Below are 25,567 nucleotides of genomic sequence, written 5' to 3' on the forward strand. Positions count from 1 at the left end.
ATTAAAGAAAATTAAATATAAGTCAAACTCCAATACAATTTCATCCATTTATGTGCAAAATAGTGTTATAAATAGAGATGGTAAGTTTAATCCACTGTTAATTTAAGTTACTTTATTTTTTGGTGCCATTTTTTGATACCCAAAATAAATTAATACTGATAAAATTAACCGGATTTAATATCATAATAGGTAATCAATAAAGCTTTTTATATAGATTAATTGTATTAATTAAATATGTATTAAAAATTCATATATGGTTAGGTTATAAAGAGAAAGATCTCTCTACAACGATAACGGTATTAGTGAGTACAATCACAAACATTCTCACTTATACATTTAGATCATCTTTCAATCGTAATGCTAACTTTAATTGTAAAGTAATTGTCCATTAAGACAAACCTATAAGGAGTTAAACAGCTATGTATGCCTTAGTCATTAATTGCGGAAGTTCCTCTCTTAAATTTGCCCTCATTGAAACTAAAAATCGTCAAACAGTCATTAGTGGTACTGCCGAGCAGCTCAATACACCAGAAGCCACTATTACCTTCAAACATGAAGGCAAAAATACAGAATCATTAACAGATGGTACTCATGCAGGCGCTTTCCGAGCTGTATTTGATTATTTACAATCACGGGATCTTGCTGGTGAAGTGATTGCCGTTGGTCACCGTGTTGTCCATGGTGGGGAATATTTCCAAAAATCAGTTGAAATTACCCCTGAAGTTATTGAAATTATCAAACGTTGTGCGCCACTTGCACCAATTCATAACCCTGCAAACTTAACAGGGATTTTAGCGGCACAAGAAGTATTCCCAACATTACCGCATGTTGCAGTATTTGATACAGCTTTCCATCAAACAATGCCGGAAGAAGCATATCTCTATGCGCTCCCTTATGAGCTTTATGAGGATTTCAATATTCGCCGTTATGGCTTCCATGGTAGTAGCCATCGCTATATCACTGAAAGAACCGCTGAAATTCTCGATATTCCATTAGATAAAATCAATCTTATTAGCTGCCATTTAGGTAATGGTGCTTCAGTAACCGCCGTTAAAGAAGGAAAATCTGTCGATACAAGCATGGGATTAACGCCACTTGAAGGATTGATGATGGGCACTCGCTCTGGTTCAATTGATCCAGGTTTAGTCCCCTACTTAGTTGAGCGTCTTAACTATGATATTTATGAGCTTGATCATCTTTTGAACTTCAAGAGCGGGCTTTTAGGGATTTCTGGTGTATCAAATGATTGCCGCACATTAGAGTTAAAAGCGAATGAAGGCGATAAACGCTGCCAATTAGCCCTCGATATGTTCGCTTATCGTGTTGCTAAAACAGTCGCATCCTATTTACCTGCGCTCCAAAAATTAGATGCCATTGTATTCACCGGTGGTATCGGGGAAAATTCCTCTTATGTGCGTGAATTAATTATGGAACAACTCGCATTCTTAGGTTATGCCTTTAGTCGCCCTTCAAATGAACATTGTGTTCGTGGTACAGAAGGTGTGATTGCAACAAGCTCTGCCTTTGGTAAAGCCTTAGTTGTGTGTACCGATGAGGAAGGGATGATCGTCCAAGATACTTTAGAAATTATCGGTAAAAAAGCGTAGTAATAGGCAAAACTACGCTTAAAAATGTCGTAAAACAATACAATGAAAACGATATAATAGATACTAATAGGTTAGATAGAATATATGACTTACATAAGGCTTATTTCTATCTAATTTATGGTTTAAAGCTAGATATTCAATATAGCAACACAACCCTTACAAGGAGTCGTGCATTATTATGAAAACATTATTTATCGCCCCTGTTGGCAAAATTCAGAGTTTAGCATCCACTTCCCTCGCTCTTGTTAAAGCCCTCAAAGATTCAGGCATGAATGTGGGATTTATCAAACCTATCGGTGCTGACCACAATCGTTCATCTGAACTCTATCGCGCCCTCTTTCAAGATGAAACGCCTTCCCCTATTTTAGAAGCCGATGTCAACGATGCGATTCGTCATAATCAATATGATGAGCTACTTGAAAATGTTGTTGCAAAAGTCGCAGAAGTGAGCAAAATTCACGATATCGTTGTAGTAGAAGGTTTGACCTATCAAAGTGATCGTCCATATACCCATGATCTCAATGCCGATATTGCAAGAACCCTCTGTGCAGGTGTTGTCTTTGCCGGCAATGCACAAGAAGATAGCGCAGAAGAGGTCGCTGCACAATTTGATTTAAATGCTTATATCTACAGTCAAGCACATGTATGGTTTGCAGGCTACATCATTAATCATGTCACTAATCCCGATGCGATGACCCAAATCACCCATCTTTGCCAAACAGATTTCTGCCGTAGCCTTGATCTGATGGGCATTATTACTGAAGCGGAATCTGCTAAAGATGATCAAGCTGCCGTTGCCCATATCGCTCAATCGCTTAATGTAACCAAACTCATTGAAGCACTTAAACAGCCATCACCAAATAGAATGCCGCCTTCCGCATTCCGTTACAAACTCATTCAGAGTGCGCAGCAAGCGAATCGCCGAATCGTACTTCCTGAAGGGGATGAGCCTCGGACTCTACGTGCAGCAGCAATCTGTGCTGAACGTGGTATTGCACGCTGTGTACTGCTTGCAAATCCTGATACGGTTGCGGAAGTTGCTAAAGCGAATAATATCGTTATTCCAACGCAAGGTATTGAAATTATCGATCCTGCAACCATTGCTGAACAATATGTTGCCGGCTTTGTCGAGCGCAGAAAACATAAAGGCGCAACTGAAGACACTGCACGAGAAGCACTAAAAGATAGCGTTGTAGTTGGTACCATGATGCTTGCCGAAGGTCATGTTGATGGACTTGTTTCGGGTGCTGTACATACAACAGCTGATACTATTCGTCCGGCCTTCCAATTAATTGGTACGGCGCCTGATTCTAAAATGGTATCGAGTATCTTCTTCATGTTGATGAAAGATCAAGTTCATGTGTATGGAGATTGTGCCGTTAACCCTGAACCAACTGCAGAACAATTAGCTGATATTGCCGTACAATCTGCTCGTTCAGCCGCTATTTTTGATATTGAACCTCGTGTTGCAATGCTCTCTTACTCAACAGGTACATCAGGTGCAGGCCCACAGGTAGAAAAAGTGGCAGAAGCGACTAAGATTGCACAAGAGAAAGCCCCTGATCTAATGATCGATGGACCACTTCAATTTGATGCTGCAAGCGTCTTAAGCGTGGGTAAACAGAAAGCCCCAAATAGTAAAGTCGCAGGACGTGCAACAGTCTTTATCTTCCCTGATTTAAATACCGGTAATATTACCTATAAAGCGGTACAGAGAAGTGCTAATGTTGTCTGTATTGGTCCAATGCTTCAGGGCTTAGCTAAACCTGTGAATGATCTTTCTCGTGGTGCTTTAGTCGATGATATCGTTTATACAATCGCTATTACAGCACTGCAAGGAAATCAACAATAAACTCCCTATGAATCGACAAAATATCTATTTCTAATGGATAATTCCTAGACAAAATAGAGCCCAATCAAAGATTTCATTATGAATAGCACTCATTGAGCTCACTTTTTTTGTTATACTAAGAAGCTACTCAAAATTTGAGTAGCTTTTTTATCACTCTACTGATTTATTTAACTAATCGAGGATTGCTGTGCCCATTATTCGTCGATCACAAAAAGAACCTTTCTCCGCCAAACAGATGTATGAACTGGTGAATGATGTGAATGCTTACCCCACCTTTTTACCATGGTGCCGAGGTGCACGCATTATTAGTTCTACACCAACAATGATGGAAGCCTCCATTCTGACTGCGAAAGGCCCTCTCAATAAATGGTTTACGACACGCAATACTCTCGTTGAGAATGAAAAAATCACACTGAACTTAGTGGATGGTCCTTTTAAACATCTTCGTGGTGAATGGAGATTTCAAGATCTTCCTGAAGGCGGTTCTGAAATTCATCTCATGATCGATTTTGACTTCTCTTTTGGACCTGCCCGTCTGATTTTGACACCCATTTTTGAGAATATTGCCGGCAGTATGGTGTCTGCTTTTAGTGCTCAAGCAAAGGTACGTTATGGCCGAGAACTCGCCTAATTCACTCTTTATTACTATTGAGTTTGTGCTTGCTTTACCTAACGCGCAACCTCGTGAACAACAGAAGTTTCAGCAAGGCATCACACTTAAAGAAGCATTACCTTTCTTTTCACTCTACCATCGCGCATTGAAAGAGATCGAAAATCCACAATGGGGTATTTTTAATCTTAAAGTAGAGGATGATTACCTATTAAAAGATGGGGACCGTATCGAAGTTTACAGACCACTCATTATCGACCCCAAACAAGCTCGACAAATTCGTGCTTCTCGGGATGCCCGTTTTCAAAGAAAAGGTACCCGCCCTAAAGCAGAACCGTAGAAATCAGTAGATGGTATTTATCAAATACCATCTTCGCATTTTCACTCTCTCCACTTTCCACCTCTAATCCGCATCTTATAGTAAGATCAGTTCAAAATAAGCATTATTTCAATATCGGCGCATCAATTGTAAAAATCAAGGGAACTGTTCTATCCCGTATCTTGCAAGCGTTATTTGGGACGGTTTAGTGTTCTCTTTAAGATCCACACTAGCTACTTAAAAACCATTCTTCTGAAACCAAATTGACTATACCCATACAGATTTGCAGTTCTTCATATAATTACTCAGAAAACTCGAACTGCCTCCACGCTTCATATACCGCAATAGCCACGCTATTAGAGAGATTAAGGCTACGACCGGCATTCTCTGCCATTGGTAAACGTAAGCGATATTGTGGATCTAAATTAAAGATAAAATCTTCCGGCAATCCACGCGTTTCAGGACCAAAAATAAGCGCATCATTCTCTTCAAATTTCGCTTCAAAAAAGTTACGACTACCTTTAGTCGTCATTGCATAGATGGCATTAGGTTTAATCGCCGCAAGACAGCTCTCTAAATTAGGCCACACTTGCATATCCGCCCATTCCGCATAATCAAGCCCTGCTCTTCGAAGGGCTTTCTCCTCTAAGCTAAATCCTAAGGGTTCGATAAGATGTAATTGCGCCCCACTATTAGCACATAATCGGATAATATTCCCAGTATTCGGGGGGATTTCTGGCTCATAGAGAATGACTGATAGTTTTTTATTCATACTGATAATATCCTTAATAAAAAAGATCTTACGATTTCCGTAAGACCTTTTCGAGATGTACTGAAATAATTTAAAATAATTTGAAAAAGAATCAAACTAAGTTATTCAATTCCGCTTACTTTTGTTGTGCTTTTGCTGCTTCCACAAAAGCAATAAAGAGTGGGTGACCATCGCGAGGGGTTGATTTGAACTCTGGATGTGATTGTGTTCCCACAAACCAAGGATGCTCTTTAAGTTCAATAAAATCAATTAAACCGCGATCTTTTGTACGACCTGAAACAACAAAATTGCCATCTTGTAACTGATCGATATACTCAAGATTCACACCATAACGATGACGGTGACGCTCACTTACATCCGCTTGGCCATAAGCGGCAAATGCTTTTGTACCTTCTTGTAAGGTTGCAGGTTGCGCACCAATGGTCATATAACCTTTAAACTCATCTGTTTCGCTATCTCTTTGCGGATCAAGCATCTGAATAACAGGGTATGCAACTGTTGGATCAACCTCACTTGTATTCGCGCCTTCAAGTCCTAAAACATTACGCGCATATTCCACAACCGCTAACTGCATACCTAAGCAGAGACCTAAATAAGGAATGCCATGCTCACGCACATATTGAATTGCACGAATTTTACCCTCAATACCTCGCTCACCAAAACCACCCGGAATCAGTACGGCATCCACATTTGCAAATACTTGATCAAGCTCCGCACTATCCATTGTCTCTAAAGATGAAGCTTCGACATAATGTAGTTTTACAGCGGTCTTAGTCTGAATACCTGCATGGAAAAGCGCTTCATTAATCGACTTATAAGTATCGTTTAATTCGGTATACTTTCCAACAATCAAGATATTGGCAATAGAGTCTGCTGCTGCAATATTCTCAAGCACTTGATCCCATTCAGAAAGATCTGCTTCAGGTGCGGTCATATTAAATTGTTCTAATACAATACGATCTAATGATTGATCATGAAGCATTCTTGGAATTTTATAAATTGAATCTGCATCCACACAAGAGATCACTGCTTCTTCAGCAACAGAGGTAAAGAGTGCAATTTTACGACACTCATCTTGAGGAATCGGCGCTTCTGTACGACAAATTAAGATGTCAGGTTGAATACCGATTGAACGAAGCTCTTTTACAGAATGCTGTGTAGGTTTGGTTTTCACTTCACCCGATGCTTTCAGATAAGGTACCAATGTTAAGTGTAAAAAGAGTGAATTACGAGGCCCCACTTCTGTACGAATTTGGCGAATCGCCTCTAAGAATGGTAATGATTCAATATCACCTACTGTTCCACCGATTTCGATAATGGCAATATCCGATTCACCGGCGACACGATAGATTCGATCTTTGATTTCATTGGTAATATGAGGGATAACTTGAACAGTATTACCATGATATTCACCGGCACGTTCACGCTCGATAACGGTTTTATATACACGTCCTGCACTGACACTGTTCCGGCGAGTTGCGGTCATACGCACGAAGCGCTCATAATGACCTAAATCTAGATCCGTCTCAGCACCATCATCGGTCACGAAGACTTCACCATGTTGAAATGGACTCATTGTCCCGGGGTCCACGTTGATGTAAGGATCGAGCTTCATCATTGTAACCTTAAGGCCTCTCGCCTCTAAAATCGCACCTAAAGAAGCTGCTGCAATACCCTTGCCTAAAGATGAAACTACGCCACCTGTGACAAATATAAAATGTGTCATGAACCCACCCTGAAATTTATGTGAATAAAAAGTCTATCAGGGATCGTATTGTAGTATATTTTGCACTAGATTTCGATAACTATTACACGTTAATTTTCAGTCAAAAAAGTTTTCGTCCCCAATTTCTCTTGTTAAGAAGAGTATTAATCGACTGATTATTCAATCAAGTCGATTATGATTGATCAATTTTACCTACAAGAGATATTCAATCTATCATGATACTAAGGAAGCAATTTATGCAGAGATTGCGTATAATTAAATTTCACGCATTTTCTATATCTCGATTTCTTAGTGCTAGAAAGGTTTAAACAAATATTATGTCAAAGATCAATACACAATGTGCTAATGCAATTCGTGCTTTAAGCATGGACGCGGTTCAAAAAGCAAACTCTGGTCACCCAGGCGCACCGATGGGAATGGCTGAAATGGCAACAGCACTTTGGGGGCTCAATCTCTCTCATAACCCTAACAATCCTCATTGGATCAACCGAGACCGCTTTGTTCTCTCAAATGGCCATGCTTCCATGTTGCTCTACTCTCTTCTTCATCTAACAGGTTATGCGCTTTCGATTGAGGATCTTAAAAACTTCCGTCAGCTCGATGCTAAAACAGCAGGTCACCCGGAATATGGTTTTGCAGATGGTATTGAGACAACAACCGGTCCATTAGGTCAAGGGATTGCCAATGCCGTTGGATTTGCGCTTGCAGAAAAGATGCTTGCCGGCACTTACAATACCGATGATTTAACAATTATTGATCACTATACTTATGCCTTTCTAGGCGATGGTTGCATGATGGAAGGAATCTCGCATGAAGCTTGTTCTCTTGCCGGTACGCTAAAACTCAATAAACTGATCGCACTCTATGATGATAATAGCATCTCAATTGATGGGGATACTAAAGGCTGGTTTACAGATAATACGAAAGAACGTTTCTTAAGCTATGGCTGGAATGTCATTGGTCAAATCGATGGCAATAACATCGAAGCCGTTGATCAAGCGATCAAGGAAGCGAAAAAATCAGACAAACCCACTCTCATTATCTGTAAAACCTTGATTGGTAAAGGATCTCCTAACAAAGAAGGTTCTGAATCGACTCATGGTTCACCATTAGGTGCAGATGAAATTGCCGCTACAAAAGCAAACATTGGCTGGAATTATGGCCCCTTTGAAGTCCCTGAAGAGATCTACAATGCTTGGGATGCTAGAGAAGCAGGTGATGCGCGGGAAGAGGCGTGGAATGCACTCTTTGATCAATATGTTGCGAAATATCCTGAAAAAGCAGATGAATTATTACGCCGTATTAGTGGTGAATTACCCGAAGATTTCGAGAGTACTTTAGAGACCTCGTTACAAAATCTTCAAGTAAAAGGCGATAATATTGCAACACGAGTTGCGAGTAAAAATGCCCTTGATCTTTTAGCAATGAATCTGGCTGAAATTGTCGGCGGATCTGCAGATTTAACACCTTCAAATAATACTTTCTTTAAAGGTAGCAAAGATCTTAATATCACAACTGGCGAAGGTAACTATATTCGCTTTGGGGTTCGTGAATTTGGTATGGCTGCGATTATGAATGGGTTAGCGCTTTACGGTGGCTTCATTCCTTACGGCGCGACCTTCCTTGTCTTCTCTGATTATGCACGTAATGCAATCCGTATGAGTGCATTAATGGAGCAACGCGTCATTTATATCATGACCCACGATTCAATTGGCCTTGGTGAAGATGGCCCAACACATCAGCCCGTTGAGCATGTCGAATCACTTCGCTTAATCCCGAACTTAAATGTATGGCGTCCATGCGATGCTGTTGAAACATTAGTAGCTTGGGGCAATGCCCTACAATCAGAAGGAACACCTTCACTCCTTGCCCTTTCACGTCAAAACTTGCCACATCAAGCACGTGATAGTAAGACGTTACAAAATATTGCGAAAGGGGGTTATGTACTGCTTGAGAATCAAGATGCCGACATTACGCTATTAGCAACCGGTTCTGAAATTGCACTTGCAATGGATGCAGCGAAAGAACTCAATGCCCGCGTTGTGTCTATGCCATGTGTTGAACTCTTTAGAGCTCAATCAAAAGCGTATAAAAATGAAGTATTAGGCACACATAAAATTCTAGCGATTGAAGCAGGTGTTACACGGGGTTGGTATGAGTTTGCCGATGCGGTATTAGGCATTGATCATTTCGGTGCTTCAGCGCCTGCCTCTGATCTCTTTAAACACTTTGGTTTTACAGTAGATCATGTCATTGAAACTGCACAAGCATTATTAGCGGAATAAGTGACTATTTAGATTTAGTCTAAAATATATTATTCTAAAGATATAAGATAGCTATCCTTTCGGGTAGCTATTTTTTATTGCCCTTAACTTATGGCCTTTAATTTATTATCTTTAAGTATAGTAAGATTGATTCAAAATAAGCTTATTGAAATGCCGGCGCATCGGCTGATCGAGACAAGAAAACCATTCTACCCGGTATCTTTCAAGTACTGTTTAGTACGGTTTTATCTTCTTTTATACCCCTACAATAGCTGTTTAAAAACCATTTTTCTTAAACCAAATTGACTATATTAAGTTTCATATTCAGACTCTCAAAACTACGGGCATCTTAGGATATTGCAAAAATTCAACACATTGACAATTTCCAATAAAAATTACGCTATGATGTCCGGCGTTAGTGCCGATAAATCCTAACCAATAGATATACCAATCGACAGAATTGAATGATGAGCTTTACTGATAAAACTTACAAGATCTATTGATTTGCTAAAAAACTGACTAAACTCCCCTATTCTATCCGAGTAATATCAAGGAATGAACGGAAGTTTTAGGCGTCTAAAAAATATAATGTTAGAATGATCGGCTATAATTCTATTTTTAACTCACTTTTATGGGAGCATTTATGAAGCGTTTAATGTTAGCGTTTACTGCCATGGCATTTTCACCTGTTTTTGCACAGGCACCTGAACAACAAAGCATCGTTCCAACCTTAATTCTATTTGGTGGTATGTTTGTTGTGATGTACTTCCTGATGATTCGTCCGCAACAAAAACGTGCTAAACAGCATCGTGACCTGATCAACTCACTTAAAGTAGGCGATGAGATCCTTTTAAGCTCAGGTTTCGTGGCGCGCATTCGTGCAATCGATGAAAACTATGTGAGCGCAGAAATTGCACCAAACGTTGTAATCAAAGCACAACGTCAAGCAATCAGCTCGCTTCTTCCAAAAGGAACTTATAAAGAGAAAATCGATTCTAACAATACTGCTGAAAAAGCTGAGTAATCGTTATACTCTTGGTTTCTGTTCGCAAGCCTAACTCTGTCCTATTATCCATAAGATAAAATCTACGGCAGAATTAGGCTTGCGACTTATTTGATTTAATATAGATAAAAAGTAACCCATATTATGCTCAATCGATATCCACTTTGGAAAAATATCCTGATTTTCGGGGTCATTATCCTCTGTACTATTTTGGCACTGCCCAACTTTTTTGGTGAAGATCCTTCTATTCAGATCTCTCCCACAAGAGATACCCAGATCAATCAAACATTAGTCGATCGCATTGATTCAGCCCTTAAAGAGAAAAATTTTGATGTCAAAGCGATTGAAGAATCGCAAGATCAAATTTTAATTCGCTTTAGAGATACTGAAGAGCAATTGAGAGCGAAAGATCTTCTCGACGGCATGCTTCAAGATCAATATCTCACTGCCCTCAACCTTGCACCCGATATGCCCGATTGGCTCTCTAAGCTTGGCTTACAGCCGATGTATCTTGGACTTGACCTTCGTGGTGGGGTTCACTTTTTACTTGAGATCGATATGGATGGGCTCATTACACAGCTCACCAATAGCTATGCCGAAAGTATTCGAGCAACCTTAGTTGATAAAGGGATTACGCCACTGATTGAAGTGACTGATCCTCAAACAATCAAAATCGCTTTTGGTAGCACCAATGATGCGAATCGTGCTCGCACACTGCTCTCCACTAATCAAGCCTTTATGGAATTAAGCTTTGATCCCAGTGGTAATGATCTGATTGCTCGTATTAGCAATAAAGAGATTAATGAGCGAAAAGCAAGTGCTGTCACACAAAACATCACAACACTTCGTAAACGTGTCAATGAACTTGGTGTTGCCGAGCCTGTCATTCAACAACAAGGGCTTGATCGTATTGTTGTGCAATTACCGGGGATTCAAGATACTACGCGCGCAAAAGAGATTTTAGGTACCACTGCAACGCTTGAATTTCGTATCGTTGATGATCGCTCTGCAACTGAAGCCTATAAAGCTTTAGAAACAGGCCGTGCACCTTTAGGTACTAAACTCTATCTGACAAGAGATGGTGTTCCCTACCTTCTCAAAAGACAAATTATCCTAACCGGCGACTCTATTGTAAAAGCAACCGCCGGCATTAACCCTGAAACCAAATTACCTGAAGTTTACATTACCCTAGACTCAAAAGGGGCTGATCGTTTTGCCGAAGGGACTAAAGCCAATATCAAAAAGCCAATGGCAACGGTCTTTATCGAAAATAAACTACAAACTTCCTTTGATAAGGATGGTAATGAAGTTCGTAAGAGTGTGACCACTGAAGAGATTGCCAATGTTGCAACCATTCAAAGTCAGCTCTTCTCTAACTTCTCAATTTCAGGCATCAACTCACTCCAAGAAGCTAATAATCTTGCGATCACCTTAAGTTCAGGGGCTCTAGCCGCGCCGATCCATATCATTGAAGAGAGAACCATTGGGCCAAGCGCCGGTAAAGAGAATATCCAACGTGGAGTCGATGCCGCAGTTTATGGCCTCTTAATGGTGATGGTCTTCATGATTATTCGTTACCATGGTTTTGGTATGGTGGCCAATGTTGCTCTTGTGGCGAACTTAATCTTAGTGCTCGCTGTCCTTTCGTTACTTCAAGCCACATTAACCCTTCCGGGAATTGCCGGTATCGTACTGTCGCTCGGAATGAGTGTCGATGCGAACGTTCTGATCAATGAACGGATTCGAGAGGATCTGAAGAAAGGAAGCTCTCCACAACAAGCGATTAATAATGGTTTCGGTAAAGCATTCGGTACGATTATGGATGCTAACCTCACGAGCCTCTTCTCAGCAATTGCGCTCTTCTTCATCGGCTCAGGTCCAATCAAGGGATTTGCGGTTACGCTCTCTGTAGGGATTATCACTTCTGTTTTCACTGCTGTTTACTTTAACCGTGCGATTATCAACCTTATTTATGGTGGTCGTCGTCAAATTAAGAAACTCTCGGTGGGAAGCAAAGAACGCTTTAAAATCTTCTCAGGCGAAACCACTTATGACTTCATGAAATATGCGAAGTTCTGGGTTGTTACTTGTGTTGTAATCTGTGTATTAGCTGTGGGTATTTCTGTCGTTAAAGGTTTTAAACTTGGCTTAGACTTCACCGGTGGTACAGAAATTGAAGCGGTCTATAGTGCACCTGTTGAGATCGATACCGTACGGGATCGATTAGAAGAAGCCGGTTTTGAATCTGTCGTTGCACAACATTTTGGTTCAGCTCGGAATGTCTTAATCAATATTCCAACGACTAATGATATTGAGCAATCTACAGTCATTACTGAGACATTGACCGCAGCTTTAACTCTTCCTGATAATCCGATGTCGATTCAAAAAATTGACTATATCGGCGCAAAAGTGGGTAGTGAATTAGTCTCTGATGGTGTGATGGCTTCTGCCTTAGCAATCTTCTTGATTCTCGTCTATATTTGGTTCCGTTTCGAATGGAAACTGGCATTAGGTACGATTCTCTCGACGGTGCATGACGGGCTATTTGTAGTTGCGGCCTTCTCGGTACTCGGACTTGAATTTGACCTTACATCATTGGCGGCAATCTTAGCTGTTATCGGTTACTCAGTGAATGATACCGTTGTTATTCTTGACCGTATTCGCGAGAACTTTAAATCAGATCGCGTCAGTACACCGAAAGAGATTATTAATGCCTCGATCAACCAAACGCTTTCAAGAACGATCATGACATCGATCACGACATTCTTAGCGGTATTGGCACTCTATATCTTTGGTGGTCAGGTGATTCATTCTTTCTCACTCATCATGCTAATCGGTATTGCCGTAGCAACTTACTCTTCGATCTTTATCGCAGCAGCAGGTGCTTACGTCTTTGGTCTTAAACGTGATGACTTAATCCCAGCGCCCATTACAAAAGAAGGGACTGTGATTGAAGAAGGTGATAAAGATAGCATCGCACCGTAACTGATGGTGACAATTTAACACCTCATTACAGATACAGAAATATCTTGAAATATAATCTCAAAAACCTTTACCGCAGGAATGCAGTAAAGGTTTTTCTTCATCTAGTGATTTTGCTAGAATAGGGAGCATTCATTTTATATTCATATTTATATTTGTTTTTATTTTTAATACTATCGTATTGATATATGTGTATTGATCATCTTCTATTTTGATTGAAACTTTTATTCAATCTTTTCTTGAGATTTTGATCATGCTCTAACGATTATTGAGCTATCATAGAGCATCACATTTTCCGACTCGACCGATAACTTACTACTAAAGATTATTAAAGGATCATATCTTGCGGCAGGCTGCTCCCTCACAAAATAAACCCTCAGTTCTTGCGCTCTTTGCTAAAACAGCAAATGTGACGCTCTTTGTTGCAACTATTTTAATTGCACTATTGATGCTGATTAGCTTCTATAGCTATCATCCCCATGATCCTGCATGGAGTAGCGCAACCGTCTCTTCTGAGGTCATCCACAATTATGCCGGAGAACAAGGTGCCTATTTTGCCGATATTATGTTTTCGGCGATTGGTAAAACAGCTTGGTTGATTCCCTTCTTATTAGTGGGCTTTGGTTATCAACTCTTCCTCAAAAGACAGCTTCTAACGGTTTCCTTACATGTAGTCACAATCCGAATTATTGGCTCTTTACTTGCTATTTTTGCACTGTCTGCACTACTCGACCTTCACAGTGGTAATGGCGGTATGATGGGCGGATTTATTGGCACCGAATTGACGAATTTCTTAAGCGTTGCCTTCTCTATGGACAATGCTTTATTGGTCTATATCGCTAAAATATTCTTCGCTATTTTAACCTTAGTCGGTTTCTATTTTATTACCGGCAGAGGCCCGATTGGTTGGGCTGATTATTGTGGTTTTGTTGCACTTTGGCTGATTCAGCAAATTTTTCCAAAAAAAAACAGTGACACAATCAACGACACAGTAGCGCCATTACCTGAGGCGCATATCTCAACAGATGATTCTACAGATGGCCCTTTTAAGCAGGAAGCCATTGATCGTATGCTAGATCAAGATGAGCGCAAAGCACCCACCTTCTTTAATAAGCTCTTCCCACAAAAAGAGGAAGAGACGACAGCTGCCTATATTGAGCTTGATGAAAAATTACTACAAGAAGATGATTACGAAACGAATACGCCTATTCAACATCAAGACAATAATAGTTATCGCTACAATCCTGTTGAACGTGAAGCCCAAGAAGATTCGGAAATGAGCAATAATCATAATGGTAATGATAAATCGACAATCCCACCTATTTTCCGCAATTTACAGCGCCCTAATGAATCTACCACTCAACAAGGAACAAAAAGTGAGGGTACAGAGCATAAAACCTTAGATCCTTTTAATCGTGAACTGGAAGATTGGGATCAATTTATCCGTACACCCCATACTGAATCTGAAGATAATACCGAAGCAGAAGTGCAACCTGTTGAGAAAAAAGGCATCCCTTCTATCTTCAAAAACCTCTTTAAAGCGAGAAAGCGTCCGGTACAAACACCCGCACCTGTCGATTCTCCGATAGAACCAACGTTACACTTAAATGATGATAATGCTGTTTCTGAAGACAGATCAATAACTACCAATCAGGTAGCTCCTCAATCTGCAGCAGCAATGACCGCTACCACTCAGGCTACTCATTACACCACTGCACCAGCTGAAGAAGAGCCGTTAGTAATCGAACCTTCAGGTTTGCAATTTGCCATTCAAGATCCGAATGAACTGAAAGCTCCGGAAGAGACACCTGAATTATCACAACCTGAGCCACTGAATATCTCATTTGCCGACAATGATGATTATGATGATAACGAGATTACCGGTAACTTTGCAGAAGATGTCATCTCTCCAGATATCACTTATCATCAAAATGGGCAGCATCAAAATACCGTATCACATGATATCGCTATCGATACAACAGCACCGCAACCGGCAGCTGCACCAACAGACACAGCTACAACTATTGAATCTTCGCAAACAGCCAGTGCAACAACAGGAATGGTCTACAATCCTCAAACGGGCATGATGGAAGCCAAACAGGTGCTCTATCCAATGGCAGGAAAACTGCCCGGATTAGAGTTACTAGGTAATCCGCCGGCAACAGGTGAAAGCTACGATCCGGAGGAATTACAAGAACTAGCGGAGCTGATCGAAAGCCAATTTAAACACTTCAATATTGAGGTGAAGGTTGTCAATACAGAGCCTGGCCCTGTCATTACTCGCTTTGAACTTGATCTTGCGCCCGGCGTTAAAATTGCACAGATTAATAATCTTAATAAAGATATCGCTAGAGCATTATCGGTTGCGAGTGTTCGTATTGTAGAGATCATTCCCGGAAAGCCCTATATTGGTCTTGAAATTCCGAATAAAAATCGACAAACAGTCTACTTCAAAGAGGGGCTTTATGCCGATGAATATCGAAATAGTCATCATCCTCTGACTATTTTATTAGGTAAAGATGTCTCCGGAAAACAAGAAGTTGCGAATCTAAAAGATATGCCGCATCTTCTGATTGCCGGAACAACGGGTTCAGGGAAATCGGTCGGTATTAATACCATTTTACTCAGCCTGCTCTATAAAGCATTGCCGGAAGATCTGCGCCTTATTCTTATTGACCCCAAAATGTTGGAGCTCTCCGTTTATGATGGCATCCCTCATCTTTTAGCCCCTGTTGTAACGGATATGAAAGAATCGGCTAATGCGCTACGTTGGGCAGTGGTTGAGATGGAGCGCCGTTACCTTTTAATGAGTAAATTACGAGTACGTAATATCAATGGCTTCAATAATGAAGTCAAAGCGGCAATTGCGGCGGGCGAGCCGCTGGATGATCCACTCTGGAATCCTGCCCATGAAGTCTCTGATTATGCCAAAGCACCGAAGCTTGAGCCACTTCCCTATATTGTCATTGTGATCGATGAGCTTGCCGATATGATGATGAGCGTGGGGAAAGCAGTTGAAGAGCTGATTGCTCGCTTAACGCAAAAAGCGCGTGCTGCGGGCATTCACTTAGTAGTAGCGACACAGCGCCCTTCTGTGGATGTCATTACAGGACTCATTAAAGCGAATATTCCTAGCCGAATTGCGTTCCAAGTCTCCAGTAAAATCGATTCTAGAACCATTCTTGATCAACAAGGGGCTGAAAACCTCCTTGGGCAAGGAGATATGCTCTTCTTCCCAACACGTGCACAATTCCCTATTCGTGTACATGGTGCTTTTGTTACAGATGATGAAGTCAATCGCGTCACAGACTTCCTCCGCTTAACCGGCGCACCTAACTATGTCGATGATATTCTTAAAGAACCGACGGAAGAGATTCCTGGGTTATCAGAGAATGCTGCAGGCTTCACGCCATCACCTGATGATATTGAAGATGTCTTATATGATGAAGCAGTGAAGATTGTACTCGAAGATCAAAGACCCACCATCTCTTATGTTCAACGTAAGCTACGTATCGGTTATCAACGCGCCGCTCGCTTAATTGAAACGATGGAAGAACAAGGCATTGTGTCGGCGCCTGCCAATAATGGTAATCGAGAAATTTTAGTGAAATATGATTAACTCAATATTCACATTGATTTCAGATCTATTCGACAGTGGCAAATCAACATAAAAAGCGCATATTGAAGAGCAGAGTAATTATTCATCAATATGCGCTGCAATAATAAAATAGTATCTATCTTGAGGAGAGATCTCATGTTACAAACTGAATTAGACCATCTTTATACAGATTCCCCAGAACATGCTATTCCTGTTGAGATCATTGAATCTCTAGAGGATACCGATCTCTCTCTAGCCCAACAGCAACAGCTTCGCCACTTACATCCAGATTCATCACTTAAGGCTAATGAATTTATTCCTATTTTTGATGAAAAAGGGGTCCTAACTCGAGTCTTAGTTGGTCGTAATATGCTAGAACCCTTTTTCACTCTAGGTGAAGCCTATCAAAAATTGCCTGAAGGGCACTATCAATTATCTGCAGGTCTCTCTGATAATGCACTGTTTGAACACTTGCTTGCCTTTGGCTTAGGGGCTTATCAATTCGATCAATATAAGACTAAAAAAGAACGAAAAGTTAGCTTCTATCTACCCTATATTGTTCAAACATCTGTTAAAAATGCGCTCAGTGCACACTATTTAACCCGCGATCTTATTAACGAGCCGGCTAATGCCTTAACCCCTGATAATTTTTCCACACAAATTCGGGCTGAATTAGCGGGTTTACCCGTTGAAGTCAAAGAAATTGCCGGTACTGATCTCTTAAAACAGAACTTCCCATTGATCTACACCGTAGGCGCGGCTAGCCGTTATCAACCGCGATTGATCGAAATTACCGCCGGCGATGCAACTGCCCCTCAATTAACCTTGGTAGGTAAAGGTGTCACCTTCGATTCTGGAGGGCTTGATATTAAACCTTCCAATGCGATGCGCTATATGCAAAAAGATATGGGCGGTGCGGCACACATGCTTGCACTTGGTAAGTGGATTTTGCAAGAGGAGTGGCCTATTGCGCTACGGATCTTATTACCCATTGTGGAAAATAGCGTCTCTGAACGATCTATGCGTCCAGGTGATATTGTTAAAAGTCGTAGTGGGATCAGTGTTGAAATTGATAATACCGATGCCGAAGGTCGATTAATTTTAGCAGATACCCTCACCTATGCGCTTGAGCAATCAACGGATTTACTGCTTGACTTTGCAACTTTGACGGGTGCGGCCCGAGTAGCATTAGGGCCTGAGATTCCAGCACTATTTAGTAATCATGAAGAGTTTGCGAATCTAATGATCCAGTCGGGAAATAAGGCATGTGATACTGTCTGGCGCCTACCCTTTCATCAACCTTATCAAGATTGGATTGAGAGTGAACAGGCAGATATTAGCAACTCAGGTTCTGTGCCTTATGCAGGTGCGATTACCGCAGCACTCTTTCTTGAACGTTTTACTCAACCACAAGTGCCTTACGCTCATATCGATGTTATGGCTTGGAATATTCGTCATCGGCCTGGACGACCTAAAGGGGGAGAAGCAATGGGATTACGGGCAGCCTTCTTCGCATTGAAATCTTATTTTAAATTGACATAATGGCTAAAGAGTCCCCAATTGTTACCCATAAGAGTAACATGATTGACTAAAATTCCCCGAGCGAGTGCATGAAATTCAGGAATAATGGTGGCTTGTAATAGCACTTCTGATGATTTTCATTTACAATAATTTTGCGTATCTTTCATACTATATGCGTTAAAATCTATGAATATTACGATGACTTATCATAATCATTAGAGATTAAAATGACCTGATACTATTTTAAGTTTCCCCTTTGACTTGTAATCCTATTGAAGACGATGAAACAGACTCTCCGAACGCTATTTTTATTACCGATCATCCTTTTTAGCTTATTGACAATGGTCTTAGCTGAAACAGGTTTCTCTGCGTATATTGTCGATCATAAGAGCGGCAAATCAATTTATGAGCATGATGTAGATGCTAGGCGTTACCCTGCATCATTGACGAAGGTGATGACACTTTATATTATCTTTGAGGATCTCTCAAAAGGAAAAATCTCTCTAGATACCAGAATTCCTTTCTCTGCCAAAGCAGCCGCACAGCCCCCTTCAAAAATTGGGGTACCGGCAGGCGAATCAATTTCCCTCGATCTTGCGATTAAAGCTTTAATTGTCAAATCTGCCAATGATGTGGCACTTGCTGTTGCCGAAAAGATTGGCGGATCACAAGAAGGTTTTGCAAAACGGATGAATGCTACAGCAAAACGTTTAGGTATGCATAGTAGCCATTTTGTCAACCCGCATGGTCTATTTGATGAACAGCAATATACAACGGCGCGAGATATGGTTAAACTTGGAATGGCCATTCATAATCAATTTCCTAAATATTACCCACTTTTTAAGACTGAAACTTTCGTCTACAACGATGTTGTATTTAAATCTCATAATCGCGTCAACAAAGATTTTCCCGGTGCAGACGGTATTAAAACAGGCTATATCCGTAAATCAGGTTTCAATCTTTTAACTAGTGCTAAGCGCAATAATAATCGCGTTTTTGCGGTCGTTTTAGGAGGTAGAACAACGCAATTACGAGATGATCTAATGATCTCTATGTTAGAAGAGAGCTTTAATAGTGGTTATAAGGGGCGCTCCGTCCGGGAGATTTCACCAGCCATTACCCGAGATATGACGGTTCTATTTACACCGACCAAAGCACAACCTTCTGATAAAACATTATTGACCGATTCTAAACGTAAATTATCGCAACCCAATACGGCTGTCGCAACAGCACCTGTTAAGCTTAAAACTGCACCTGATCTTGACTTAGTCGTAACACCTGAACTTGTATTACAGTCCTCATCGGAATATAGTGCCGGTGATTACTCAGTTGGCAATGAACCCATTAGAGGACCGATCATCAGTGCCTCTAATGCGAGTCATGCCGTTCAGGTCGGTGCTTTTAAAGATTATAATGCCGCAAGGGATAGCGCTCGTAAAGCATACGAAAAAGTTCGCAGTGGTACCGTTCAGATCTTCAATACTGGCGAATATTATCGCGCCCTTTTGTCAGGACTAGATGAGAAAGAAGCCGAAAAGACTTGTAGTAACCTACGGAAAAAAAGCGTAGAGTGTTTTGTCATTATTTTATAGGTTATTTTGTGGTCATCAAGGATCTGCGATACACACTATAAACTAGATGCAAGTAACCTTTTTAAAAAATAAATTTTTGAAAAATAACCTTTTTGAAAATAACGTGTTTGATTAAGTCAAGACTACCCCAAAATTATTACTTTGGGGTATTTTTATAAGTGTTCTCTCTCAAATTATACCTATCTTATCACGTTCTATTTTATACAAACTCGAAAGTATAAAGAGACTCGAATCAGGATCTATTTTTTAAAATTTTTATAGAAAAGACTGTATTAGATCAATATTCCTTGGAAAAGTTTCTCACTCTCATTTAACCCAATATTATTTAACAAAACTATATGCTATCTTTAAAGAGAAAGGAAACAATCCTCACTGTATCAAAGAGGCATTATATTTGAACTTCTTCAATATTTATAAATAACGGGTATAATATTAAGTTTTTTACTACACTTTATATTTACATAACTTAAATAATAAACTCATATTTCTGTTTTGTTTGGATTTTTATTATTTTATTGGTATTTGTATTCACATTTTTAATAGTGTTTTATTAGTTTTTTATTAGTGTTTTTCTATCCTGCCTATATACTTTTTATCCTTCATCAGTAGTGAACTAAAGTATATAAAACTATTAGATTTTAGATGATGACCTATAAAGGAGATCTCATGGAATCGTTGAAACCCGTCAAACCTATTCCCGGCCTGATCGCGCTCGGAATTACCCTTGTTATTTGGTTTATTATCCCGCCACCGGAAGGTGTTCAAGAGAATGCTTGGCATCTACTTGCGCTCTTTATCGGAACAATTGCGGCCATCATTGGTAAAGCCCTTCCTATCGGTGCTATTTCAATTATTGCGATTGCAACCGTCGCAGTCACTCAAGTGACCAATCCCGGCAATGCGAAAGCCGCTCTTGATGATGCTCTAAGTGGTTTTTCAAATAACCTTATTTGGTTAATCGGGATTTCCATGATTATCTCTATCAGTATTACCAAAACAGGATTAGGAGCTCGTATTGGTTATTGGCTCATCTCGCTCTTTGGTAAGAGAACTCTCGGAATTGCATATTCCCTCACCTTCTCTGAGCTTATTTTAGCGCCAGTCACCCCCAGTAATACAGCTCGTGGTGGTGGAATCATTCATCCGATTATGCGCTCTATTGCCACAAGCTTTAACTCTATGCCTGATGATCATGCATCCTCCAAAAAAATGGGGAGATTCCTAGCACTAGTCAACTACAATACGAACCCGATCACCTCAGCGATGTTCATTACGGCAACGGCTCCTAACCCTATGATCGTTAATTTAATCGCAGAAGGTTTGGGTTCAGAATTTCGTTTAAGCTGGAGTGCGTGGGCTATTGCTGCAGCTGTTCCTGGAATTCTCTCGCTTATTATTATGCCGTTAGTGATCTATTTCATCTGCCCGCCTGAAATTAAGAAAACACCTAATGCGCCTGAACTTGCCCGTGCAGAGCTCAAAAAATTAGGTAAATTCTCATTAGCAGAAAAAATTACCACAGGAGTATTTATTCTCTTGCTCTTAATGTGGGCTGAAGTACCTGATCTTCTCTTTGGTTTCCCGATTAATGCAACGACTGCAGCTTTCATCGGGCTTGCAATTCTACTTCTCACCGGTGTTCTGACTTGGGATGAGGCGCTTAAACATAAAAGTGCTTGGGATACCGTTGTTTGGTTCTCCGCGCTCATTATGATGGCTACCTTCCTTGGTAAACTTGGTCTTATCAAATGGCTTGCGGGTGCGGTGAGTAGCAGTATTGACGTCCTTGGTTTTGGCTGGATTATTTCAATGCTCATCCTTGTGCTTGTATATGTTTATACACATTACTTCTTCGCAAGTACCACAGCACATATTACCGCGATGTTTGCCGCTTTCTTAGCAGCAGGTGTCGCACTCGGAGCTCCACCGATGCTATTAGCCCTCACCTTAGCATTCTCCTCATCACTGATGATGTCATTAACTCACTATGCAACCGGTACTGCTCCCATTATCTTCGGTTCAAATTACGCAACTTTAGGCGAATGGTGGAGAGTTGGATTTGTCATGAGTGTCGTCAACCTTGCCATCTGGTTCTACGTCGGTGGTATGTGGTGGAAAATGCTTGGTTATTGGTAGACAGAAGAGAAACATCCTTTCTACTCAAAAATAACTAGATAACATATTCAATATGATGCCATATATACTGATATATGGCAGAGATACAAAAACCGGCGATCTTTAAAGAATAACCTTTTGAGATTGCCGGTTTTCTTATGTCAGAACTGAATCAATCACTCAAACGATATCGATTACACGAATGATTATTCATAGATTCAAAACATTATAGTAGATTTGATTTAAGAAAAATGGTTTTTCAATAGCTATTGTAGGATTTTTAAAAGAACATAAACCCTGACTCACCAACACTTGCAAGATGCCGGATAGAACAGTATCCTTGCCTCGATCAGCCGATGCGCCGGCATTTGAATAGGCTTATTTTGAACCGATATTACTATAATTGCCATTCAATGGGTTCTTTACCTTGTGCTACTAAATAGGCATTCGTTTGAGAGAAAGGACGAGAACCTAAAAAACCTCGGTAAGCCGATAGTGGCGAGGGATGTGCACTTTCTAATATCAGATGTTTAGATCGATCAATCTTAGCCCCTTTCTTCTGCGCATGACTGCCCCAAAGAATAAACACAAGATTTTCACAATTCATCGCTAAATAATCGATGACTGCCGAAGTAAACTGTTCCCAACCGATCAATGCATGAGAATGAGCCTTCCCCTCTTCCACTGTCAATACTGTATTCAATAAAAATACCCCCTGCTCGCTCCAAGCGGTCAAATCCCCTTCTTGAGGAATTTTAAACCCCGGGATATCAGTCGCTAATTCTTGATAAATATTTCGAAGAGAGGGCGGGATTTTAACGCCTTGATGGACAGAAAAGGCTAAACCATGCGCCTGCCCAAAGCCATGATAGGGATCTTGCCCTAGGATCACCACTTTGATCTTATTCGGCGCACAGTGAAAAGCACTGAAAATATCCTCTAAAGGAGGAAAAACGCTGATGCCCTTCTCTAGCGAATGCGCAATTCCCGATTTTATCTTGTCAAAATAAGGCTTTGCCATCTCATTTTTGATAAAATCAATCCAATTCGGATCAATATTTGTTAAATCAAACTCCACAAATACTCCTTATAGTTACGATACAAACCTTTTTCATACCTCTAAATTGACCTCATTGTAATCAAGGAAGATTAATATGCCAAACATCATTCAAAATCTCCTACTCGTCATGTTCGGTGCTTCCCTTGGAGGTGGCTGTCGTTATCTTTTCACCCTCATTGAAACAAAGCTCACAACCCCTATTCAAATCTCAACATTACTCGTCAATATTATCGGCGGATTATTGGCAGGTCTTATTGCCGGTTACTTATTGCAAAAACCGGATCAAACAATTCGTCTATTTCTCATTGTCGGATTTTGTGGGGGATTGACAACCTTCTCTAGCTTCTCACTTGAGGCAATGAATCTACTGCAAAATCGCGCTTATCTCTATGCATTTTTGCTGATATTACTCCATTTTGTGGGAGCCATTAGCGCGACTTTTGCGGGCTTTACCTTAATGCAACGTATTATACTTCATTGATCTCACTATAATGTGTAGTAAATTTTGTTTAAAAAATAGTTTTTAAACAAATAGTATGAGGTTTTAAAAAGAACATAAAATCTTACTAAACAACGCTTGCAAGATGCCGGATAGAATGGCTTCCTTGCTTATTACAGCCGATGCGCCGGCATTTCAATAAGCTTATTTTGAACCGATATTACTATAAATAAGCCCTCTTTGAGTCAATCTTACAGTATTCATTTCAGACCCTATAAAAAATCACTGCCCTTTTAAAGAGCAGTGATTCATTAAAACAAGATCGTCATCACTAAAATATCAATGCGTGAATCAAACTTATACATTGAAACGGAAATGAATAATATCGCCATCCTGGACAATATACTCTTTTCCTTCTAAGCGCATTTTACCTTTCTCTTTAGCACCATTTTCACCACCGAACTCAACAAAGTCATTATAAGCAATCACTTCTGCTCGAATAAAACCACGTTCAAAATCGGTATGAATAACGCCGGCGGCTTGAGGTGCAGTAGAGCCTTTTTTGATTGTCCAAGCACGAACTTCTTTAACACCCGCGGTGAAATAAGTTTCTAAATTTAAAAGCTGATAGCCCCCACGAATAACGCGGTTTAATCCTGGCTCCTCAAATCCCATATCCGCTAAGAACATCTCTTTATCTTCTTCATCTAATTGAGAAATCTCTGCTTCAATTGCCGCACAGATTGGCACCACAAATGAATTCTCTTCTGCTGCATACGCTTCTACAGCATCCAGTAACGGATTATTCTCAAACCCATCTTCATTCACATTGGCAATATACATCACCGGTTTTAATGTCAAGAAATGGAAATCCCGGAGCAACAATTTCTCTTCTGCATCTAAGCCTAATGAACGAAGACTTTTCGCTTCATTCAGAACAGGTAATGCTTTATTTTTTAACAGCTCAACTTGTGCAATCGCAGTTTTATCGCCACCTTTCGCAATACGCTCAAGGCGCTGAACACCTTTCTCAGCACTTGCTAAATCCGCAAGCGCTAATTCTGTATTGATTACTTCAATATCATCAATAGGATTAATTTGCCCTGAAACATGCACAATATCATCATTCTCAAAACAACGAACCACATGAGCAATGGCATCCGTTTCACGAATATTCGCTAAGAATTGATTCCCTAAACCTTCCCCTTTTGAAGCACCTGCAACTAAGCCTGCAATATCTACAAAGTCGATATAGGTTTGTTGCACACGCTCAGGATTCACGATTTTAACAAGGGGTGCTAACCGCTCATCAGGGACATTAACACGACCGACATTCGGTTCAATAGTACAAAATGGATAGTTTGCCGCATCAATTCCCGCATTGGTTAATGCGTTAAAAAGTGTTGATTTACCAACATTCGGAAGACCTACAATTCCACACTGAATAGCCATACAAGATTCCTTTAAAATTTATTGACGATGAAGCTCATTCATCGCTTTTTCATATTCACCTGTCACGAATTGAGGCAAGACACTTCGCGCTGCATCAATCGATCTAAAAATAGCATTCTCATCTGCCTCAGGTGTCTTTGCTAATACATATCCCGATACTTGAGAAGCATGCCCCGGATGACCGATACCGATCCGAAGCCGCATAAAATCTTTTGATCCTAAGAGTGCCATAATACTTTTAAGACCATTATGTCCCCCATGACCGCCCCCTTTTTTAAAGCGCGCAGTTCCGGGCTGTAGATCTAACTCATCATGAACCACCAAGATCTCTTCTGGCAAAATCTTATAAAAAAGTGCCAGTGCTACTACCGATTCCCCACTTTTATTCATAAAAGTTTCCGGCATTAAAAGATGTACCTTTTGTGTACCAAAAAGTTGTTCGCCCACTAATCCTTTAAAACGATTATTGAGCGCTAGGGGGCTATTTCTAATACTATCAATAAACCAAAAACCCGCATTATGGCGGGTTCTTGCATATTGAAGCCCTGGATTACCAAGGCCTACAATCATTTTTATCATACTGAAATACTCAAGTTATGAGAGACAGTGAAGCGATACCCATTAGTGATAATACTAATTAAATATCGCAACGTCT

Annotated in this window: 17 protein-coding genes; 12 read left to right on the forward strand and 5 right to left on the reverse strand. The window is 40.4% G+C overall.

What is annotated here, in order from left to right; genetic code table 11:
- Positions 1-419 precede the first annotated feature (419 nt).
- The 4 genes from DC083_RS00510 (at position 420) to DC083_RS00525 (ending at position 4,409) form a co-directional block, all read left to right on the forward strand.
- Positions 420-1,607: an acetate kinase gene (locus DC083_RS00510; RefSeq protein WP_109188345.1), complete on the forward strand. Its 1,188-nt coding sequence runs from the start codon at positions 420-422 to the stop codon at positions 1,605-1,607.
- Between the two features lie 178 nt (positions 1,608-1,785).
- The gene (gene pta / locus DC083_RS00515; RefSeq protein ID WP_109188346.1) at positions 1,786-3,459 is read left to right on the forward strand and encodes a phosphate acetyltransferase; all 1,674 of its coding nucleotides are present in this window, start codon (positions 1,786-1,788) and stop codon (positions 3,457-3,459) included.
- Positions 3,460-3,646: 187 nt separating this feature from the next.
- Positions 3,647-4,090 (forward strand): type II toxin-antitoxin system RatA family toxin, encoded by a 444-nt coding sequence (locus tag DC083_RS00520; RefSeq protein WP_109188347.1) that lies wholly within the window; start codon positions 3,647-3,649, stop codon positions 4,088-4,090.
- Positions 4,071-4,409: an RnfH family protein gene (locus tag DC083_RS00525; RefSeq protein ID WP_109188348.1), complete on the forward strand. Its 339-nt coding sequence runs from the start codon at positions 4,071-4,073 to the stop codon at positions 4,407-4,409. The genes DC083_RS00520 and DC083_RS00525 overlap by 20 nt, the downstream gene beginning before the upstream one ends.
- Before the next feature lie 280 nt (positions 4,410-4,689).
- Here the strand turns inward: DC083_RS00525 and DC083_RS00530 are convergent, their stop codons facing one another.
- Together DC083_RS00530 and DC083_RS00535 are read right to left on the reverse strand one after the other, a co-directional pair.
- Positions 4,690-5,160, reverse strand: a complete 471-nt coding sequence (locus DC083_RS00530) for a tRNA (cytidine(34)-2'-O)-methyltransferase (protein ID WP_109188349.1) — start codon at positions 5,158-5,160, stop codon at positions 4,690-4,692.
- A gap of 115 nt (positions 5,161-5,275) precedes the next feature.
- Positions 5,276-6,886, reverse strand: coding sequence for a CTP synthase (locus DC083_RS00535; protein ID WP_109188350.1), 1,611 nt, complete (start codon positions 6,884-6,886; stop codon positions 5,276-5,278).
- A gap of 317 nt (positions 6,887-7,203) precedes the next feature.
- On the opposite strand from DC083_RS00535, the gene tkt reads away from it, so the two are divergent.
- From tkt to DC083_RS00570, 7 genes are all read left to right on the forward strand, one after another.
- On the forward strand, positions 7,204-9,171 hold the full coding sequence (gene tkt / locus DC083_RS00540) for a transketolase (protein ID WP_109188351.1): 1,968 nt from the start codon (positions 7,204-7,206) through the stop codon (positions 9,169-9,171).
- 622 nt (positions 9,172-9,793) lie between these two features.
- Positions 9,794-10,174: a preprotein translocase subunit YajC gene (gene yajC, locus DC083_RS00545; protein WP_229822013.1), complete on the forward strand. Its 381-nt coding sequence runs from the start codon at positions 9,794-9,796 to the stop codon at positions 10,172-10,174.
- Positions 10,175-10,297: 123 nt separating this feature from the next.
- Entirely contained in the window at positions 10,298-13,138 is a 2,841-nt protein-coding gene (secD, locus tag DC083_RS00550; RefSeq protein WP_109188352.1) for a protein translocase subunit SecD, read from the forward strand.
- Between the two features lie 340 nt (positions 13,139-13,478).
- Entirely contained in the window at positions 13,479-16,754 is a 3,276-nt protein-coding gene (locus DC083_RS00555) for a DNA translocase FtsK (protein WP_109188353.1), read from the forward strand.
- Positions 16,755-16,889: 135 nt separating this feature from the next.
- Positions 16,890-18,275, forward strand: a complete 1,386-nt coding sequence (locus DC083_RS00560; protein ID WP_109188354.1) for a leucyl aminopeptidase family protein — start codon at positions 16,890-16,892, stop codon at positions 18,273-18,275.
- 260 nt (positions 18,276-18,535) lie between these two features.
- Complete coding sequence (locus tag DC083_RS00565; RefSeq protein WP_109188355.1) at positions 18,536-19,846, forward strand: D-alanyl-D-alanine carboxypeptidase; 1,311 nt, start codon at positions 18,536-18,538, stop codon at positions 19,844-19,846.
- Between the two features lie 666 nt (positions 19,847-20,512).
- Positions 20,513-21,982 carry a DASS family sodium-coupled anion symporter gene (locus DC083_RS00570; RefSeq protein WP_109188356.1) on the forward strand — a complete coding sequence of 490 codons (1,470 nt, stop codon included), beginning with the start codon at positions 20,513-20,515 and terminating at the stop codon, positions 21,980-21,982.
- Between the two features lie 376 nt (positions 21,983-22,358).
- Here the strand turns inward: DC083_RS00570 and ung are convergent, their stop codons facing one another.
- Positions 22,359-23,039: a uracil-DNA glycosylase gene (gene ung, locus DC083_RS00575; RefSeq protein ID WP_268248481.1), complete on the reverse strand. Its 681-nt coding sequence runs from the start codon at positions 23,037-23,039 to the stop codon at positions 22,359-22,361.
- A gap of 76 nt (positions 23,040-23,115) precedes the next feature.
- Here ung and DC083_RS00580 point away from each other — a divergent pair, with 76 nt between their 5' ends.
- Positions 23,116-23,502, forward strand: a complete 387-nt coding sequence (locus tag DC083_RS00580; protein WP_109188357.1) for a fluoride efflux transporter FluC — start codon at positions 23,116-23,118, stop codon at positions 23,500-23,502.
- A gap of 315 nt (positions 23,503-23,817) precedes the next feature.
- On the opposite strand, the gene ychF is transcribed toward DC083_RS00580, so the two are convergent.
- Both ychF and pth read right to left on the reverse strand, forming a co-directional pair.
- Positions 23,818-24,912: a redox-regulated ATPase YchF gene (gene ychF / locus DC083_RS00585; protein WP_026878252.1), complete on the reverse strand. Its 1,095-nt coding sequence runs from the start codon at positions 24,910-24,912 to the stop codon at positions 23,818-23,820.
- 18 nt (positions 24,913-24,930) lie between these two features.
- Positions 24,931-25,491, reverse strand: coding sequence for an aminoacyl-tRNA hydrolase (gene pth, locus DC083_RS00590; protein ID WP_109188358.1), 561 nt, complete (start codon positions 25,489-25,491; stop codon positions 24,931-24,933).
- Between the last annotated feature and the right edge of the window lie 76 nt (positions 25,492-25,567).

The organism is Ignatzschineria ureiclastica, assembly GCF_003121845.1.
Lineage (GTDB): Bacteria > Pseudomonadota > Gammaproteobacteria > Cardiobacteriales > Wohlfahrtiimonadaceae > Ignatzschineria > Ignatzschineria ureiclastica.

Excerpts from the sequence above, each read along its gene's own strand:
- DC083_RS00510 (WP_109188345.1), top strand. The coding sequence starts at position 420 with ATGTATGCCTTAGTCATTAATTGCGGAAGTTCCTCTCTTAAATTTGCC.
- pta (WP_109188346.1), top strand. The coding sequence starts at position 1,786 with ATGAAAACATTATTTATCGCCCCTGTTGGCAAAATTCAGAGTTTAGCA.
- DC083_RS00525 (WP_109188348.1), top strand. The coding sequence starts at position 4,071 with ATGGCCGAGAACTCGCCTAATTCACTCTTTATTACTATTGAGTTTGTG.
- DC083_RS00530 (WP_109188349.1), bottom strand. The coding sequence starts at position 5,160 with ATGAATAAAAAACTATCAGTCATTCTCTATGAGCCAGAAATCCCCCCG.
- DC083_RS00535 (WP_109188350.1), bottom strand. The coding sequence starts at position 6,886 with ATGACACATTTTATATTTGTCACAGGTGGCGTAGTTTCATCTTTAGGC.
- tkt (WP_109188351.1), top strand. The coding sequence starts at position 7,204 with ATGTCAAAGATCAATACACAATGTGCTAATGCAATTCGTGCTTTAAGC.
- yajC (WP_229822013.1), top strand. The coding sequence starts at position 9,794 with ATGAAGCGTTTAATGTTAGCGTTTACTGCCATGGCATTTTCACCTGTT.
- secD (WP_109188352.1), top strand. The coding sequence starts at position 10,298 with ATGCTCAATCGATATCCACTTTGGAAAAATATCCTGATTTTCGGGGTC.
- DC083_RS00560 (WP_109188354.1), top strand. The coding sequence starts at position 16,890 with ATGTTACAAACTGAATTAGACCATCTTTATACAGATTCCCCAGAACAT.
- DC083_RS00565 (WP_109188355.1), top strand. The coding sequence starts at position 18,536 with ATGAAACAGACTCTCCGAACGCTATTTTTATTACCGATCATCCTTTTT.
- DC083_RS00570 (WP_109188356.1), top strand. The coding sequence starts at position 20,513 with ATGGAATCGTTGAAACCCGTCAAACCTATTCCCGGCCTGATCGCGCTC.
- DC083_RS00580 (WP_109188357.1), top strand. The coding sequence starts at position 23,116 with ATGCCAAACATCATTCAAAATCTCCTACTCGTCATGTTCGGTGCTTCC.
- ychF (WP_026878252.1), bottom strand. The coding sequence starts at position 24,912 with ATGGCTATTCAGTGTGGAATTGTAGGTCTTCCGAATGTTGGTAAATCA.
- pth (WP_109188358.1), bottom strand. The coding sequence starts at position 25,491 with ATGATAAAAATGATTGTAGGCCTTGGTAATCCAGGGCTTCAATATGCA.